General features: G+C 39.2%; 11 protein-coding genes. All 11 read right to left on the minus strand.

Features of this window, described 5'->3' with window-relative positions:
- Positions 1-6 precede the first annotated feature (6 nt).
- The 11 genes from HMPREF1212_RS19985 to HMPREF1212_RS20035 all read right to left on the minus strand — a co-directional run bounded on the left by HMPREF1212_RS19985 (position 7) and on the right by HMPREF1212_RS20035 (position 18,775).
- A complete protein-coding gene (locus HMPREF1212_RS19985; RefSeq protein ID WP_046150818.1) occupies positions 7-1,491 on the minus strand; it encodes a lipopolysaccharide biosynthesis protein in 1,485 nt (494 codons plus the stop codon).
- A 547-nt stretch (positions 1,492-2,038) separates the two neighbouring features.
- Positions 2,039-3,352, minus strand: coding sequence for a UDP-glucose dehydrogenase family protein (locus HMPREF1212_RS19990; protein WP_046150819.1), 1,314 nt, complete (start codon positions 3,350-3,352; stop codon positions 2,039-2,041).
- 21 nt (positions 3,353-3,373) lie between these two features.
- Entirely contained in the window at positions 3,374-4,303 is a 930-nt protein-coding gene (locus HMPREF1212_RS19995; protein ID WP_028726489.1) for a UDP-glucuronic acid decarboxylase family protein, read from the minus strand.
- A gap of 212 nt (positions 4,304-4,515) precedes the next feature.
- Positions 4,516-5,535 carry a Gfo/Idh/MocA family protein gene (locus HMPREF1212_RS20000; RefSeq protein ID WP_046150820.1) on the minus strand — a complete coding sequence of 340 codons (1,020 nt, stop codon included), beginning with the start codon at positions 5,533-5,535 and terminating at the stop codon, positions 4,516-4,518.
- A complete protein-coding gene (locus tag HMPREF1212_RS20005) occupies positions 5,525-6,688 on the minus strand; it encodes a DegT/DnrJ/EryC1/StrS family aminotransferase (protein ID WP_046150821.1) in 1,164 nt (387 codons plus the stop codon). The genes HMPREF1212_RS20000 and HMPREF1212_RS20005 overlap by 11 nt, the downstream gene beginning before the upstream one ends.
- Before the next feature lie 139 nt (positions 6,689-6,827).
- Positions 6,828-8,867: a methionine--tRNA ligase gene (gene metG / locus HMPREF1212_RS20010; RefSeq protein WP_046150822.1), complete on the minus strand. Its 2,040-nt coding sequence runs from the start codon at positions 8,865-8,867 to the stop codon at positions 6,828-6,830.
- Positions 8,868-8,917: 50 nt separating this feature from the next.
- The gene (locus HMPREF1212_RS20015) at positions 8,918-12,886 is read right to left on the minus strand and encodes an InlB B-repeat-containing protein (protein WP_046150823.1); all 3,969 of its coding nucleotides are present in this window, start codon (positions 12,884-12,886) and stop codon (positions 8,918-8,920) included.
- Between the two features lie 17 nt (positions 12,887-12,903).
- Positions 12,904-14,550: a PCMD domain-containing protein gene (locus tag HMPREF1212_RS20020; RefSeq protein ID WP_046150824.1), complete on the minus strand. Its 1,647-nt coding sequence runs from the start codon at positions 14,548-14,550 to the stop codon at positions 12,904-12,906.
- A gap of 13 nt (positions 14,551-14,563) precedes the next feature.
- On the minus strand, positions 14,564-15,304 hold the full coding sequence (locus HMPREF1212_RS20025) for a hypothetical protein (protein WP_046150825.1): 741 nt from the start codon (positions 15,302-15,304) through the stop codon (positions 14,564-14,566).
- A gap of 9 nt (positions 15,305-15,313) precedes the next feature.
- Positions 15,314-17,461, minus strand: coding sequence for a PCMD domain-containing protein (locus tag HMPREF1212_RS26415; RefSeq protein WP_052725063.1), 2,148 nt, complete (start codon positions 17,459-17,461; stop codon positions 15,314-15,316).
- A 9-nt stretch (positions 17,462-17,470) separates the two neighbouring features.
- The gene (locus HMPREF1212_RS20035) at positions 17,471-18,775 is read right to left on the minus strand and encodes a DUF4493 domain-containing protein (RefSeq protein ID WP_157317077.1); all 1,305 of its coding nucleotides are present in this window, start codon (positions 18,773-18,775) and stop codon (positions 17,471-17,473) included.
- Between the last annotated feature and the right edge of the window lie 62 nt (positions 18,776-18,837).

Raw genomic sequence — 18,837 nt, forward strand, 5'->3', positions numbered from 1 at the left:
CAACTATTAATTCTGCAGCTTTTTAATAAATCTATTAACTAAAGTATTTACCTCTTCCGAAATATTCAACACATAGATTAATGAAGAAAGACAAAGACTCACAATGATAGTCCTATATAGTCCATCAACTATAACTATATGATATTTAGGCAATAATGAATTAACACCCAACACTAATATAAATAAACCTATCAATTTAACCAGTTTTAAAGAGATAGGATTTGTTTTAATTTTCACCTGAACCAACCATTGTTGTGCACTATAGCTGATCAGACAAGTTAATGTTGTCGCTACCCCAGCACCTGTTACACCTAAAATTGGTATTAACCAATTATTAAAAGTAATAGCTATAGCCGTAATGAAAAAAGTAAAATACAATCCCCAATAATAATAACGAGAATAACTAATCAAATTATTTCCAAAACTCAAAGTCACTTCTATCAACTTTCCTAAAGCCAAAAAGAATACAACCCATTTACCCTTACTATACACCTCGCCATTCGGTATCAGGGCGAAAATGTTATCAATATTGATCCATATCAACAAAAAAACAAATCCGCCAACCATCAATTGGTGTAGTGACACTTTACGATATAATTGAGTCACAGCATGTATATCACCTTCTTTTAAAGCAGAAGATGCTATAGGAGAAGAAATTGTAGCTATTGAACGAGAAGGAATCTCAATAACAGCCACTATATAAAAAGCAATCGAATAAATACCTGCATAATCGAGCCCTAATTGTGAACCAACCATAAATAAATCCAATCGACTTACAATATTCGAACCTAAAGCACCTATCATCCAAACCAATGTATAACTACATATTTGCTTTCGCAAATCGGTACTTATAAAGGAAAAATTATGTTTTAATGATATCGATCCGATTTTGGATACATATAAAAATGCAAACATCATCGATATGGCATATACGGAGATATAACATGCTACAAAACCGTCCATATCAACCACATCGAATGCATACAACAAATAGGCTACGATTAATAACAATCTCAATATTACTTCCCGTATCAGTTTTGGAACAGCTATACGCATTAACAAACTCGAGTATACCTCAAAGACAGTCCAATATAATAAAAATATCATAAAGGGAGGTACACTATCAAAATAATTGACAAACAATTCCGAATTCTTTATAAACAAAGCGGTAATAGGCTCTCGCAAAAAATAATACAAAGTAATGAATATAATACTACCAATTATAGGTAGTAACATCAAATAAAAAAAGAATCCGTTATTCTTCCCGTCCTCACTTTTGAAATACGGAAAGAAACGAATAGCAGAAGACGAGACTCCAAACAAAGCAAAACTACTTAACAATGATGCAGCTTCAAACAATACGCGGGTCAAACCGATCTCTTCCGGAGTTAGAAACTTCGTTAAGATAAAGAACGTAGTTAAAAAGCCGATAAAAGCTCCTATATACGTAACAACAGTCCCTTTGATACTTTGTCTTATAACAATTCCCATCTACCTCTTTTTCTCAACACTACACACAAATAGCAGTATTTTTCAAAATAACTGTCACACTATCACCTACAATCTCAGATTGATTGAAAATCAATAATTACAGATCGTGATAGGATGCGTGACAGATACTTATTCTCCTATCATACTATCACAAAAACAGCATTCTATTTACCGATAGTATACTACTTATTTTCAACAACATAACTATAAAAACTCATTGAGACCTGGGTCTCGAACACCTTCACACCCGGGTCTCCGCATCGTTCAGATCGGGGTGTAAAAAGCATGAAAAGAGGGATCTCGAACAACTTTTCTCCTTGTTTTGTCTTAAAAAGGTAACTTGTTCGATATGAAAAAGTGTATACTTACACAAAAATAGAGACAGTGATAGTTTGTGATAGATCAGTGATAGATGACTTTATCAACTATCACCATTAAATCACTTATAAATCAAAAGATACATAAAAAAGGTGATAGTGTGATAGTTCTTTTTCAAAAACTCTTGAGAACAAACACACCATCCTTTTTACTATCGAATGTCCTGCATTTACCTCCCTATGCAATGATAAACAAACCCATTCTCCTCCATCTCCTTAATGTCATAGATATTACGACCATCAAGTACCAGCGGGGTAGCCATCAGTTTCTTAATGGCAGACCAGGAAGGCATACGAAACTCTTTCCATTCCGTAACGAGCATCAGGGCATCGGCGTCTACAACAGCGTCATAGATGTCTTTTGCATAATGTACAGACTCTCCGATACGACGTTTAGACTCTTCAACCGCTACCGGATCGTAGGCATATACCTCACAACCTGCTGCCAATAACTTTTCTATCAGTACTAATGATGGAGCTTCACGCATATCATCTGTTTCCGGCTTAAATGCCAATCCCCAGATAGCGATGCGCTTACCTTTCAGATCTCCATTGAAATGTTTTTCCAGTTTACGGAATAACAGAGATTTTTGCTCATCATTGACATCTTCTACCGCCTGCAAAATACGCATCGGATAGTTATTCAGTTTCGCTGTATTGATCAGCGCTTTTACATCTTTCGGAAAGCAAGAACCTCCATAACCGATACCGGCATATAAGAAACGATTACCGATACGGTTATCCGAACCGATACCTTTACGCACCATATTTATATCGGCACCGACAATCTCGCACAGGTTAGCCACATCGTTCATAAAACTGATACGGGTAGCCAACATAGCATTTGCAGCATATTTGGTCATCTCTGCGGATGGCACATCCATAAAAATCACACGGAAATTATTCAAAAGGAAAGGACGATACAGACGAGTCATCAACTCTTCCGCACGCTCCGATTCGACACCGACAACAACGCGATCCGGACTCATAAAGTCACTGATCGCCGCCCCTTCTTTCAGGAATTCAGGATTGGAAGCAACATCAAATTCGATCTGTGCTCCCCGTTTATCCAATTCATCCTGAATAGCCTGACGAACTTTCTTCGCAGTACCGACAGGAACCGTACTCTTTGTCACCACCAAAATATGTTTCTTGATATGGCGACCAACCGTACGAGCCACTTCAAGCACATACTTCAAGTCGGCACTACCATCTTCATCCGGAGGTGTACCTACGGCACTGAACAAAACTTCCACATCGTCCAGGCACTCTGTCAAATCGGTTGTAAAATGTAATCTTCCGGCCTGTTGGTTGCGATGAACCATATCTTCCAGCCCGGGTTCGTAGATAGGAATTATGCCTTGTTTTAGGTTCTCAATCTTTTCGGTATTTACGTCTACACAAAAAACTTCGGTACCCATTTCGGCAAAACAGGTTCCGGTTACCAGACCTACATAGCCTGTACCTACTATCGCTATTTTCATAATTTATAATCAAATACAAAATTAAAGACTTTTGAAATACTTAATCGTCTCAACCAACCCTTCTTCCAAACGGATGTTCGGTTCCCAGCCATTCAGCTTTTCCTTTGCCAAAGAGATGTTCGGTTTGCGCTGTTTAGGGTCATCAGCAGGAAGCGGTGTAAATATTATTTTTGATTTTGAGTTAGTCATTTTAAGCACAACCTCCGCCAGTTCTATCATTGTAAACTCTCTGGGGTTACCTAAATTTACGGGGCCGGTGAAGTTTTCTGAAGCCATCATACGAACCATGCCTTCGATCAGGTCATCCACATACTGGAAGCTACGGGTTTGTTTTCCGTCTCCATAGATAGTGATATCTTCCCCCTTCAGAGCCTGCACGATAAAGTTTGATACAACTCTACCGTCGTCCGGACGCATACGCGGACCATAGGTATTAAAGATGCGGATGATTTTGATGTCGACTTTATTCTGTCTGTGATAATCCATAAACAGAGTCTCCGCACAACGCTTGCCTTCATCGTAGCAACTCCGGATACCTATCGGATTCACATTACCCCAATAACTTTCTTCCTGAGGATGAACCACCGGATCCCCATATACTTCACTGGTCGATGCCTGAAGGATACGGGCTTTTGTACGTTTAGCCAACCCTAGCATATTGATAGCACCGATAACAGATGTTTTAGTCGTACTCACCGGATCGAACTGATAATGTATAGGCGACGCCGGACAAGCCAGATTATAGATTTCGTCAACTTCTACATAATAAGGAAACGTCACATCGTGGCGGACCAGTTCAAAATATGGATTGTCCAATAAGTGGATAACGTTTTGTTTACGACCTGTAAAATAATTATCCATGCAAATCACATTGTTTCCGTCTTTCAGCAGGCGTTCACAAAGATGAGAGCCGATAAATCCGGCTCCTCCGGTAACTAAAATCTGTTTCATGCTATTTGTTAAATTTGAGTTTCCCTATATATCTCAACATGCTTCAAAAAATGAAAGCACACAAAGGTTCGTCAGTCCCATGCCGAGAATGACTAAACTGTCACAAAGATAGGAAATTGAAGGGATTCTACCCCTATAAAAAAACTTATTTGTACAAAAGCAGCCGGAGTGACTTACTAAAACTACTTATGTTATTAATACTAGTTATGCAATTATTCTTTCTGTGCGTAAATACGCTGTATCATATCGACCACCTTCATACCTTCCAGGACATTGGTAGTAATACTTTCAGATCCTAAGCCCGAAAGCACGCGAACGACATTGCGGATCACGAAGTTATGGTTCTGCGCCGAACCCTTATAAGGACCATAATCATTACCCGGATTAGTCGGAGCCAGCTCCGGCATTTCATAATCTTTCACATGACAATATTCCACTTCATTCATATATTGACCGCCGATCTTTACACTGCCATTCTCGGCTACGATCATCATACTGCTTTCCATATTCCTGTTCCATACAGAGGTTGAATAATTCAGACTACCCATTCCTCCGTTCACGAAGTTGAAGTTTACGAAGCCTGAATCTTCAAAAGCAGTCAGTTTCTCATGATTGAAATCCGCGAAACGAGCCTGGATATTGCAAATATCGCCAAACAGCCAGTACATGATATCGATAAAATGGGAGAACTGGGTGAAAAGCGTACCCCCATCCAATGCTGCATCCCCATGCCAGCCGCCCGGTTTATAGTAACGGTCATCACGGTTCCAATAACAATTCAACTGAACCATATAGATCTTACCGAGTTTACCGGACTCAATCATTTCCTTGATCCATACAGAAGGAGGAGAATACCGGTTCTGCATCACACAGAACACCTGTTTATGATATTTCAAAGAAGCATAAACCACCTTCTCCGCATCTGCCAGCGTCAGTGCCATCGGCTTTTCTATGACCACATTACATCCGGCCTCAACAGCCTTTACCGCCATAGAAGCATGCAAGCCGTTCGGCGTACAGATGTTAACTACATCTATCTGCAGACCGCTTTGCAACAAATCCTGCAGATCCGTAAAGAAAGGGACATCATAAGCCTCTATTCCCAACTCCCCACGAGGACGGATATCACACAAGGCAACCAGTTCAGCGTCCGGATCGCGGGTCACCATTTCGGCATGGCGCTTTCCGATATGCCCACAACCAACTACGGCAAATTTTATCTTATTCATCATATTTAAAATTGACTATAGCATCAATTATATATTCTTGTTCTTCTTTCGACATTTCGGTATGGATAGGCAGTGACAAGACGCATTTGCTCAAACGAGCCGATTCATCGATACATCCCGGCGTACGGGCCATCCATTTATAGGCATCCTGTGCCTGCAGAGGTAAGGGGTAATAAACCATCGAAGGAATACCTTTCTCTTTCAGGTAACTCTGCAACAGCTCCCGTTGCTTCGCCATCTCTGAAAAACCAGCCGCAGGCTTCAACTGAATCGTATACTGATGGTATACATGGGTAGAAAAAGCAGATCTCTTCGGAATGATTAACAGATCACACGAAGCCAGTGCTTCATCATACCTTCCGGCAACCACTCTGCGGGCTTCCGTGAATTCATCGATATGTTTCAACTTCACATCCAACACAGCAGCCTGCAAAGTATCCAACCGCGAATTACATCCGATCAGTTTATGATGATATTTACGTTCCTGCCCGTGATTGGCGATCATACGGATACGTTTAGCCAGTATCTCGTCGGAAGTCATCAGGGCTCCCCCGTCCCCATAACAGGCCAACGGCTTGGAAGGGAAGAAAGAAGTCGTTCCGATCACTCCCATCGTTCCGGTTTTCTTCACATGCCCGTCTGCAAAAGTATATTCAGCTCCTATCGACTGGGCATTATCTTCTATCACATACAAGTGATATCTTTTGGCAAGTTGCAGGATCGGCTCCATATCACAGGACTGTCCAAACAAATGCACGGCTATTATTGCCTTCGTATTACGGGAGATCGCCCCTTCTATTTTCTGCGGATCGAGATTGAAAGTCTGCGGGTCGACATCCACCAGGACAGGCGTTAACCCCAATAAAGCAATCACCTCCGCAGCAGCCACATAAGTGAATGCAGGAACGATCACCTCATCCCCCGGCTGTAGTTCGAGCGCCATCAGTGCGATCTGCAAGGCATCCGTTCCATTCCCACACGGGATCACGTAAGGGATCTCCAGATACCCGGCCAAATGATCTCCGAAGGTTTTCACCTGAGGGCCATTGATAAAGGCACTGCTTTCGATTACTGTTTGCATCGCAGTATCTATCTCCTCTTTCAGGCGATGATATTGTCCATGCAAATCGACCATTTGTATCTGTTTTTCAAACATCTTTATTCTCTTGTACCCGTTTTGTTTTTCCTTGCATTTAATAACGTAGCAACTGCTACATTATTATAAAAAAAGTGTGCCATTCATGCGGAAACAAGATGACACACCTTTGATACCTCTTACGCAAGGTTTATTTCTCTTATTTTACTTCACTACCAGGTTTCACCTCTTTTTCCGGAGTGATGACAGCCAACTTACCGTCAAAGTTTTCCGCAGACAGGATCATTCCTTCCGATACGATCCCTTTCAGCTTACGGGGAGCCAGGTTTGCGATAAAGCAAACTTGTTTTCCTACCAACTCTTCAGGTGCATAATGCTGGGCAATACCGGAAACGATCGTACGTTTCTCCAATCCATCATCGATACGGAACTGCAACAACTTATCAGCCTTAGGCACTTTTGTACATTCCAATATCGTACCTACGCGGATATCCAGTTTAGTGAAATCGTCGAATTCAATATTTTCACGAATTGGTTTCGCTTTATAACTGGCTTCCTCGTTTGCTTTCTTCGTATCCAGCAATTTCTGAACCTGTGCTTCGATCACGCTGTCTTCGATTTTCTCGAACAGAAGCTCTGATTTACCTAACTGATGACCGGCTTCGAGCAAGTCTGTCGAGCCCAGACGCTTCCAACCCAACGGCTCTACGTTCAACATCTTATTCAGTTTCTCCATGCTGAACGGCAGGAACGGTTCGAAAGCGATCGCCAGGTTGGCTGTGATCTGCAAAGCGATATTCATGATCGTTGCCACACGTTCCATATCTGTCTTGGCCAGTTTCCAGGGTTCTGTATCCGCCAGGTATTTATTACCGATACGGGCCAGGTTCATAGCCTCTTTCTGCGCATCACGGAAATGATACGTATCCAGCAGACGTTCCACATTGGCTTTCACATCTTCAAAATCCTTCAATGTCTGACGATCGTAATCGGTCAGCTCACCGGCGGCAGGCACCTTGCCTTCGAAGTATTTCTCTGTCAGTACCAGGGCACGGTTTACAAAGTTACCCAGAATAGCAACCAGTTCATTATTATTGCGAGCCTGGAAATCTTTCCAGGTAAAGTCATTATCTTTCGTTTCCGGAGCGTTGGCCGTCAATACATAACGCAACACATCCTGTTTACCCGGCATATCCACCAGATATTCATTCAACCAAACCGCCCAGTTACGAGAGGTAGAGATCTTGTCGCCTTCCAGGTTCAGGAACTCGTTGGCAGGCACATTCTCCGGCAGGTTGAAAGAGCCTTCGGCTTTCAGCATAGACGGGAAAACGATACAATGGAACACGATGTTATCCTTACCGATGAAATGCAGCATCTTGGTTTCAGGATCTTTCCACCAGGTCTCCCAGCTATCCGGCAGCAATTCTTTTGTATTGGAGATATAGCCGATTGGCGCATCGAACCATACATAAAGCACTTTACCTTCAGCACCTTCCACCGGCACAGGAATACCCCAGTCGAGGTCGCGGCTTACCGCACGTGGTTGCAATCCCATATCCAGCCAGCTCTTACACTGTCCGTATACGTTTGATTTCCATTCCTTATGATCTTCAAGGATCCATTGACGCAGGAAAGGCTCGTGCTTATCCAACGGAAGATACCAGTGTTTGGTTTCCTTCATCACCGGCTCGCTACCGCTGATGGCAGACTTCGGATTGATCAGGTCTGTAGCATTCAACGAAGTACCGCAGGCTTCGCACTGGTCGCCATACGCTTTTTCGTTGCCGCAATGCGGACATGTACCGGTTATATATCGGTCGGCAAGGAATTGTTTAGCTTCCTCGTCGTAGTATTGCTCGCTTGTCTTTTCGATGAATTCGCCTTTCTCATACAGGGTACGGAAGAAGTCCGATGCCACCTGTCGATGTGTCGGCGAAGTTGTACGGGAATAGATATCGAACGTGATACCGAAGTCCTCAAAAGATTTCTTGATGATGCCATGAAAACGATCCACCACATCCTGCGGTGTAACCCCTTCTTTTTTAGCGCGAAGGGTAATAGGCACACCGTGCTCGTCCGATCCCCCGATCATCAAAACATCCTCTCCCTTCAGGCGAAGGTAACGGGCATATATATCGGCAGGCACATACACACCAGCCAGGTGCCCGATATGTACCGGCCCGTTCGCATACGGCAACGCCGTAGTAATCAGCGTTCTCTTAAACTGTTTTTCCATACCTTGTGTTCTCTTTTTGAGGGGCAAAGGTACGGAAATTATTTTAGATATTATCGAATTATAATCTTCCTTGCTCCCATATCTCCCACTTTCACGAGATATCCACCGGCAGGTAAGTTCAATGTGTATGCTCCGGCCGGTATCTTCTGATTACGGAACAGGGAGCCTTTGTAATCCCATATATATAACATCGACTCTTCTGCAACAGTAACCGATAACGTTTGTCCGGATACCATGATCTGGGCATTTTCTTCTTTTTGGATCGATTCGTTATCGACAGTCAAGCCTTTCCCGATAAAGACGGCACTTACACTTGAATTATCTTCAACTTTATACGGATAAGGATTTAAAGTATTTCCATCACTCCATTTAAGAAAAATATAACCTGGATCGGCAATAGCCTTTAATGTTATATCTGTTCCATAAGCTACAGAATCAGATGTAGAGACAGAAATTTTCCCACCCTTTGTTTGCTCTACCAAAGGCTTATATTTATTAAGCATAAGTCCCGTAATTTCTACTTTAGTATCTGCTGATAAATTCTCCAATGTATAATAACGCGTAGTCAACTCCGTTGCAGCTCGTAATTCCACAACAGGCTGCAAAACCTTATCCCCTGCTTTAACGATAACAGGACTTTGACTATATTGAGGTAATAAAACCACTTTAAACTGGAAATTCTCTCCTTTTAGAACAGCAGAAGCATTTCCAGCATTAACAGCAGCAACGCCTGCTCCTGCACTCAACATAAAATCAACTTTATGTATTCCTTCAGAAGCTTTTTTCCAAATTGGCAATAAATGTGACGCACTGGATGCTCTTGTTATTCTAGGATTCTCCTTACTTCCATCATTCCATTTATCAAAAACCTGTCCATCAGGAGCATTTGCGTAAACCATTACTTGTGCTTCCGGAAGAGTCGCTGCATCAATCAGACTTTTTCCGGTTTCCAGATTTATTCCGGTTACATGCTCAGGCAATGTATATATCTCTTTATTGCGTTGAATCCCCTCTACTGCAATACTATAATGCGTATGGATATAATATAGACTATACACATCTTTAGTTGGCTCTAGTTTTTCTCCATTCGCATAAACAACCGGGGTAGACTGATTATATTCTTCCGTCAGACGTAAATAGAATTTACAGGTTCCACCATCCTCAACTTCATTTGAATAAGCAGACAATGTTTTAACTGTTACTCCTTGAATCTGAGGGAACACGACCTTATAAACATATTTATTAGCAGAAAAGACTGCAGACAAGTTCCAATCGTTCTTTACTATAATCTGACGTAAGATATCAGTATTACCATCCATCCATTTCGTGAAATAACATCCCGCATTAGGTATTGCTTTCACGATAATAGTATCACCATAATTTACTTTACGGGTTGCCGTTGTTTCATCATCAGCAAATACAATTTGCCCATTCTTCGTTTGTGTCAAAGTAACTGTTACACCTTTCTGAACAACTCCTGCAATTGTAATTTTCACATTTGCTTTTTGTTCTTCCAATGTATAAACGCCAGCAGCATCAGGATATATTCGCAAAGTATCGTTAACCAATACTTTCATCTGACTTGTTGAAGGGATTACGCTCTCATCAACATCCAGAATAAACTCAAAAGTACCACCCGTTGCCACAGCCGAAACCACTTCTCCGCCATCTGGGTTAACAGCCGTTATACCTTCCGGTAAATCGAAAGTAATTACAATTTTCCCTGTTCCGAAAGTTATCTGACGAGTTGTTACACCATCCCTATATCCTTCTTTACGAGCAATAGCCTTCACTTCCATTTTTTTTGCAGTCGTTGCAGAAACCATAAACGGCTGTGTATAAGCTTTTTCTTTCGAACCATCGACTGTATAATACAAGATAGCATCCTTATCAGTATTTTTTAATGTAACTATTACTGATTCTCCTACGGGAATATAGTCTGTATTTACCGGATTTGTACTCATCTCTGGCTTAGAAGCAGATGGACGTCCGTCTACAAAAATAGCAGAAACAGTTAAACCACAAGTATCCGGCATAGTTACAGTTTGCGGCACAGATGTATACGATTTCCCATTTATCAATAACTCACTAAATTTATAAGTCGAAGAAGTAGCTACCGCAGAAATTTCCAGACTTGTACCTTTATCTATTGCAATACCCGATTCTACCTCTTGATTATTCGTTTTATTTTTGACTGATATCTTCCCGCCTTCCGACTGTTGAATCGTTAAAATATGTCCGCCTTTCCATTCGGCATAAAATGTCTTATTACCGGTTTGGTCTTTTTGATCATTAAAAGTAAAAGGAATAACTCCATGACCTGCCTCCGACCAATCTTCCGATTCATCTACTGCATGCCAACCTACAAAAGAATAGCCTTGACGAGTTGGCATTGGTAATAGGACACTTGTTTCAATGCTATACTCTTTAGGAGCATCTTTAGGCAATGTAGCATTATACAGATAATCATACGAAATTGCATATTGTATGGGAATCCACTTGGCATAAAAATCTTTTTTACCTGTTTGTCCAACTGCAACTTCTGTATATTTAGTACCTGTCAATTCTTTATTATCATACCAACCACCAAAAGAGTAACCGTTCTTTTTTTGAGCACGAGAAGGCAATGTTCCTCCCAATTCAGATGTGTAATATATTTGTTCTTTTTCCAAATTATCTGCATTCCAATGCAACACGATAGGATATGACTGGGAAAGTTTTCCATATAATACATAATCATGCAAATGATCCTTCGATATTGATTCAACCAGAGTCCCAGAATAATTAGAATCCTCATACCAACCAGCGAATGCATATTCTTCTGTATTAAAAGGTGTTAGACTTGGTAAAACATAAGGACTTCTTAAATCATCTTCTACATAATTTTTTAAAGCTGTTGAAATTAAAGAAGCTTTGTTCGAATCATACTTATACTCAATAGTATAAATAGGTAACCATTTTGCATAAAGAGCAATATTGCCAACAGAGCCTTTCGGAATTGCCGTTATTTCGCTGGCAGTTGAAAAAGTTTGTTCTTTATACCAACCCATAAATTTATATTGACGACCTCCTTCTGTTTTCGTCGGTATTGGTAGATTTATTGTTTCTGTTTCTATGTTGTAAGAAGAAGGTATAATTGTATTTTCAAGTGTCCCTCCATTAAGTTTAACGGTGATATTATAATCGACTAGGGTCCATTGTGCTTTATAAATAATTGTTCCAGTAGCCTTACGATCTGTCAAAACTGGTTTTTCATTTATCATTTCTACTGTTTGGTCAGTATTCCATCCTTTAAATATATACCCTTTTTTAACAGGTTCTGTTTCAGGCCAATTGAATTCTTTATCTAATCTATAATTAATATCATTCGGAGTTGGAGTATCTTTCGAATCTGTCTCAAAACGAGCTATATAGTCAGACAATGAGACTTTAGTTGACGAGGCTACAATATTTTTTACATCATAACTATCATCTCTACCAACGACATAAGCACCATAAGGGACTGCTCCTTTAACATTGGCTCCATTATTCGTGTCTATAGTATAGGCTATACCATCTTTACCTGAAATAATACCTGCACCTTTAGTAGCAATAGCCTCAAACTCTGCGCTCCAAATATCAAGAGCCCCTCCATCATAAGAAATCGCAACAGCATCATAACCATTCTTCCCTGATCCCCAAGTTCCAGCAGTAGTTCCTTTAGCCGTAGCAGAAACTTTACCATCTCCCTTTAAAATAAGGCTACCGCCCTTTATAGAGATGCAAATAGATCTTCCATCACTCTTTCTTGTTGAAGATAATGTATTCCCTTTTAAATCAAGTATTATTGAACCTTGAGTAATTGATAGAGTCTCATCATCCAATTCAATTGCGTTCGTAAGATGAATTTCCACTGAGCCGGACGTATTTACAGCACTACGTAATTCATCTGCACTTCCGACAGTAATTATAGTTTGTGCTTTTATGCCACCGATCATCAATAGAAACAAACATATAATATATAAACTTTTCTTATCCATTATTCTTCTATCACAAATTACTCAAACACTAACTCACACTCATCTAACAACAACACACTACTTGTGCTTCCTGTAAAGTAATCACCATATTTACTAGCGGATGCAACAATCAGAATATAGGTTGGTTTAGTTGTATAATCACGATATTTTAAACGGATTGTAAACGGAGTATAATCTTTGATTGTTTCGCCGTTAACCAATTCGCCATAAGCTACCATATTTTCATTATTCCATGTACGATCGACAAATGTACCGGTACTGGTATTTACAGGAAAAGGTTTATCCCATGTAAATAGGCCTACATAGATATGACAGGAGTCTTTCTGTCCGATCAAATCTTCATAAGGAGTTTTTGCCTTATCTATTGTTCCTGCATTGTATTTATAATACCCTTTTAAAGCAGAAGGACGGGAAGAATACGGACGACCAAAATTCAAAGAAGCTCCGCTTAATCCCTCAACCTTGCCAAAGGTACCTGTATACAAACTTCCAGCTGCAAAAACGCCGGCAACAGTTTTACTTTCCAAGCGAGCAGCTTTTCCTTTTACTACATTGCTCGTTTCCGGAGATGTCGGATTTGCTTCTCCTACAGTATTTGATCCCTTATTTCCGGAATCCCAGAAATAATTATCCACTGTTAGGTCTTTATTTGCATACCAACTTTTACCGTCTTTAAACCAATCATCAAATGAGAGATTGGGAACTTTCTCCTCTGGTTCAGTTGTAAAGGTTTGTACATTATCTGTTTTACCATCTACAGTTAATTCATATTCATAAGTAGCTCCGGGCTTCAAATGAGTAAACGTCAACACAAAACGTCCATCCTCAAAAATCTCTATTTCATTAGATAAAACAGACTCCCAAACACTTTCATCGTCTGCTTTTGTTTCCGTTTTCGACAGCTCACGATACCGGGCAGAGACATCGCCTGTTTTTGTTGTCCCTTCTATATAAGCACGTTTTGTCCATGCAGAAAGCGTAGATGTCTGACCTTCATCTCCCGACGGATAACGGACACTGACTGTCCATTCTTCCATTTCGCCGAAAGCCGTTATTCTAAATACACGTGGTCGTGTAAAATCCGTCACCGAACTAGGCTCTGGTTCTGTTTTAGCAACAGATGATCCCAGTTTCAATTCTTCTATTTCAATATTAGTTAACTTGGGTTGCTTCGCCGAATCGACAAGTATCACTACATTATGATTGACTTCGTCTATTAACGCCGGACTTACCATATTATTGACTTTCACCACACGCTCAATATCATGCAGTACTGTTATCGTCCATGGATAATCCTGATACAAACGAAGCAATACATTAACCGGTTCTTTAAAACTCATTCGTGTATTAGCTGTAGCAGGCAGACTGTCTACTGAAACAAAACCTGTATCAGGGAAATGAGTAAAATCAATACAAGCTTTTTCATCCGGTATAACAGTTGTTTTTTCTGTTACTTCCAAACGGTTCACTCTCAAATCGCGTAAATCCAATGTATCTACCACTTTTGCCACAACCGTACGAGCACTCGCATCAATCTTAACCGAAGTCATACCATCCACACCAAAGTCGGTAATTGCACACTTAATAGTTGGATATGGAAAATCATTCTTCACACAACCTAAGAGCAACAACAAACAACCAATTATCATTGAAACGATCCGCATACTTTCTTAATAATTATAAATAAAAAACAATACCTAGGTCTATTGACAAAAGATTGATTTTAAAATTAGCAGAACTGGCTGTACGAGAACCTTTATTCACCTGATCGCGAGTTTGGTCATACCAATTAAAATTAAGTCCTGCAACACTTACCGAAGCCTCTACTGCTGTAAAATCATTAATAAAACAAGTAAGACCTGGAGCAACACTGATATTCAGATTATGTTTTAACTGATACAGTCCGCTTAAATCAACACCTTTACCTGTTGATCCAGAACTTTCTGAATAACCATAAGACACACGGGCTTCATTGAAAAGTCCAAAGCGTTTACTATCACCTAAGTTCAGGTAAGTACGAAGAAAGACCGAAGCCGTATATGTATTGGACGTACTATGATAGTCTTGTACTTCAAAGCTCAAATCATCCCCCAATTCTAACGATATATTATCTAATTTTGTAAATGAGCGAGAATAAGCAAAGCGTCCTCCTATACTGATATTATCTTTTATAAAATAACTGACAAGAGGAGTTACTTTAAAAGTATACCCTTCGCTATTTATATCTTTCAACACAGAAAGAAATTCGAAATTATCATCTACATGTTCATTATATGAAAAAGTAGCACCTACCATCCATTGCCCTTTAGGAATAAACGTTTTCATCACAATATTCCGCTCATATTTTTCTTTCTTGGCCATCACAGGCAAAGAGAAGAACAGGGCTATCAATAACAGGTAAAAAGGTGTTCGTTTCATTTATATTATTTATTTAAAACAGTTTTCATCGTATTCATATCCTAACTCAAATTCATCTAACTTCAAATTACTAGAAGTACTTCCAATAAAATAATCACCATATTTACCAGCGGCACAAACTATTGCAATATAATATTCAGACGCGATATAATCCGGTTGAAGATATTCCAATACTAAATTAAACTCTTTATAACCATCCGTTTTGATACACATTTCTTCAGGCAATTCAGCATAAGCAATCACATTTTCTTTAAATGCATCTTCGTTCAGATCAAACAATGTACTAGGATGATTCGTATTAATTGTATAGGTTCGTTTACATATCGCTATATATATGGAACATTTATCCTGACTATTTCTAGGAACTTCAACACTTCCTCCACTTGGAAAATTCACAGTACCATTAGCATCTACATCCCCTGGAGTATACCAATAATAACCTTTCAAAGATGTTGGACGAGAAAATAAGGGTCTCCCCATCTTAATTTCACCACCAGTTCCATCGACCTTAAAATCACCTGTAAATAAATTTCCTGCTGCTAATTTGACAAAAGCTGCTGGCTTAGTAGATTGAAGATTCGCAGCTTTAAGATTATTATTTACAGTTGTTACTCGTTCATCTGTAGATGACAATAAATAAGGTGTACCCATACCTAAATAGTTATTATTGCCACTACTCCAAAAATCATATGTAGATGGTTCCGGATATTCCATATCTTTGTTACTTTCCTTTTTTGTATACCATTTATCAAAACCTCCATTAGGTAATAACATTGCGGCTTCAGTTGTAAATTCCATAATATTACTTTCTGAATTACCTGCTAGAGCCTTATAATAATACTTAGTACTAGGTTTCAAACCCATTATCACAGCTTGAAAAAATTCATCAGCTACAACCTCTATAGTAGATGTTTCATTTTCTTTCCAGTAAACAAATCTCTGATTTTCAGAATCATCTGAAGATCCTTTTAAAAGAGCAAAAGTAGAAAACGCGTTTACCTTTGATTCAACATCTAAATCAGGAATAATTACAAAAGAAAAAGAAACAACTCCCTCTTGATTGAGATTATCTATAATTGTTATATTAAAAGAATGTGTTTCAACAGACTCTAGCTTTTCCCAATCATATGCTTTTTTTAATAATGCATTTAAGTTAATTTCTTGCCCCTCTTTTGTAATCTTTTCAGTATCTATTCCCAGATCTACCTCATTAAATCGAGTTGAACTAATATTTACCTTTATGTCTTGAATACCAACAAGAGCTTTCAACGTCAAAATTAATTCCGGATCGGGCAAATCCTGCTGTTCACCTTTCTTTATAGGTTTCCATGTTAGTACATTTTCATCGTCATCGAAACCAGTAACTTTCAATTCTGGTACACCTTTTCCAAACAAATCTTCTTGCTTGATAAAAATATAACAATTAATCTCTGTTGGATCTGTTGGATCTACAGAGATATCAAAGCCTGAGCCAGCTTCATCCTCACCACTTTCATCCAAACTGTAAATCAGATTATAATGGTATTGAGGCTTAATATCTTTCACAATACGTTGCAAAGTGAACTCATTACCATCTTTATTCTTTAAGTAAAGCTTTGCAGTCAGATTGCCTCCTGAAGTAAAATATCCTGCTCGATACTCATCGCGGGTATAAATTAATTGTCCTGCCGATGTGCTAACAGTATCACAATAATCAATAAAATACTTTTTCAGGCTCTCTTTATAGGATACTGTCACTTTCGTATTTGCAATTTTGCATGTAATAGATGTATTTGTAATTTCTCCGCTTTTTACAGCAATCGGTTCTTCTGTTTCCCCTACATAGAAAGGAGAATCCCATGCAGCTCCTCCATCTTTATTAGAACTGACCACAACTTTATAATTTCCAACCGGAAGTATTAACTTCTGTCCTTTAACATCTTTCAAATAATCAGCATAAGATTTTACTGTATCTCCTGATGTTGACATTATATCCACTCGTAGCATCTCATCCGTAACAGGTTTTACAGTGCGGGTAATTGTAACATCATCTTCCTCTACACCTAAATATAGATACCCAACCGATGCTACAGTATTCTTTTCATCATTACAGGAAATCAGTCCCCACATCAACTGTAGAGCCAAAACAAACCATATACTTATAATATATTGTCTCATTAGTCTTATTTATTTTACAGTCAGTTTTAAAGTTTGATTGACACTTTTTCCATTCTTGTCTTTCATTGATACAGCAAAAGAAGAATCTCCACCTACTTGTACTAACAAATCCAGAAACGGAGAAATATCAAACTTCTGATTCCCCTTAGCTCCTTTAACTGGCGTCAACAATACTTTATCCATTCCTGATAAAACACCTTTTATCTCTATCAGATTAGGATCATCTTCATTCAATAAATCCAAAGACAAATCTATCGGTACATTAGGTATATTTACTCTGACAGTTAAAGATTCCAACCCAGTAGGTAAATATAAATTAATCACTACACTATTGGTACTTACAGAAATTGTTTGCTTTGCATTCATATCAAAAGACTTACCATCCATCGTTCCTGCAATAGTCGGACTTTGTTCACTCGGATCAACACCCGGTTGCTCTTCTCCGCCACCTGTATTATCATCACCTCCACTATTTAAGATATCCGATGGTATCTCTATAATAAAATCTTTTTCGACCAAAGATACATCTACTGAAAGAGTCGGTTTTCTGGTAGGTATATCCGGAGGGGTATCACCCGGATCTTCCGGTTCATCATCATCCCCTTCACCGCCTCCATCTCCCGGATTATTATTTCCGCTATCGTCATTATCATTGATAAGACCTAAATCAATCACAACATTGTTATGCTGATTTACTTGCTCATTTTTTGATACATCATAATTATAGATCAGTTGCTTTCCTGCTTTAGAAGTAACATAGACTGTAAAACGCAATATTCCCGTATTTTTCAGAAAAGCACTACGTGTCTCATCTTTATCTAAAGTCAAAACTCCGGATCCATTATCCACCACAACAAAATAATCTTCCTCAAACTGTTTTTGAAAATCTTCTGAGTAACGGAACGTCACCTTCTTATTTTCTAATTTACATGAAGTTATCACTTTTTCTATAACTTGGGGTTGTATGATGCATGTATCCACTCCCTTGTAATATGGTTTATCAAAGCCGGCATTCAAATCATTTCCTTTTTCAGCCTTGATAACATAAGTTCCGGGAGATAGTAATAAACCACCTGTTTCCTTTAGTTGAGCATAATTATCATATGACTCAACCAATCTTCCCTCTTCATCATAGATGCCAACAGAGAAATCCGCCGCATCAAGTATTTCATCACTACCTTCTATTTCATCTCCTTTTGAAGTCGGAATAACCACCTCTTTTTCCGGATTTAGCTCCAGATCTAACATTCCGGCATCTTTAGGTAACTGCGGATCAGTCGGCTTCTCAATTCCACCTAATAAATCCTTTTTCATTTCACATGAAAATATAAAAGGCAGAAATATCAGGCTTAACAGACAGATGTAGTATTTCTTCA

Origin of the sequence: Parabacteroides sp. HGS0025, assembly GCF_000969845.1 — a bacterium.
Taxonomy (GTDB): domain Bacteria; phylum Bacteroidota; class Bacteroidia; order Bacteroidales; family Tannerellaceae; genus Parabacteroides; species Parabacteroides gordonii.

What these genes read in the sequence shown, in the direction of transcription:
- HMPREF1212_RS19985 (WP_046150818.1), bottom strand. Translation starts at nt 1,491, where the DNA reads ATGGGAATTGTTATAAGACAAAGTATCAAAGGGACTGTTGTTACGTAT.
- HMPREF1212_RS20020 (WP_046150824.1), bottom strand. Translation starts at nt 14,550, where the DNA reads ATGCGGATCGTTTCAATGATAATTGGTTGTTTGTTGTTGCTCTTAGGT.
- HMPREF1212_RS20005 (WP_046150821.1), bottom strand. Translation starts at nt 6,688, where the DNA reads ATGTTTGAAAAACAGATACAAATGGTCGATTTGCATGGACAATATCAT.
- HMPREF1212_RS20000 (WP_046150820.1), bottom strand. Translation starts at nt 5,535, where the DNA reads ATGATGAATAAGATAAAATTTGCCGTAGTTGGTTGTGGGCATATCGGA.
- HMPREF1212_RS20015 (WP_046150823.1), bottom strand. Translation starts at nt 12,886, where the DNA reads ATGGATAAGAAAAGTTTATATATTATATGTTTGTTTCTATTGATGATC.
- HMPREF1212_RS26415 (WP_052725063.1), bottom strand. Translation starts at nt 17,461, where the DNA reads ATGAGACAATATATTATAAGTATATGGTTTGTTTTGGCTCTACAGTTG.
- metG (WP_046150822.1), bottom strand. Translation starts at nt 8,867, where the DNA reads ATGGAAAAACAGTTTAAGAGAACGCTGATTACTACGGCGTTGCCGTAT.
- HMPREF1212_RS19990 (WP_046150819.1), bottom strand. Translation starts at nt 3,352, where the DNA reads ATGAAAATAGCGATAGTAGGTACAGGCTATGTAGGTCTGGTAACCGGA.
- HMPREF1212_RS20025 (WP_046150825.1), bottom strand. Translation starts at nt 15,304, where the DNA reads ATGAAACGAACACCTTTTTACCTGTTATTGATAGCCCTGTTCTTCTCT.
- HMPREF1212_RS19995 (WP_028726489.1), bottom strand. Translation starts at nt 4,303, where the DNA reads ATGAAACAGATTTTAGTTACCGGAGGAGCCGGATTTATCGGCTCTCAT.
- HMPREF1212_RS20035 (WP_157317077.1), bottom strand. Translation starts at nt 18,775, where the DNA reads ATGAAAAAGGATTTATTAGGTGGAATTGAGAAGCCGACTGATCCGCAG.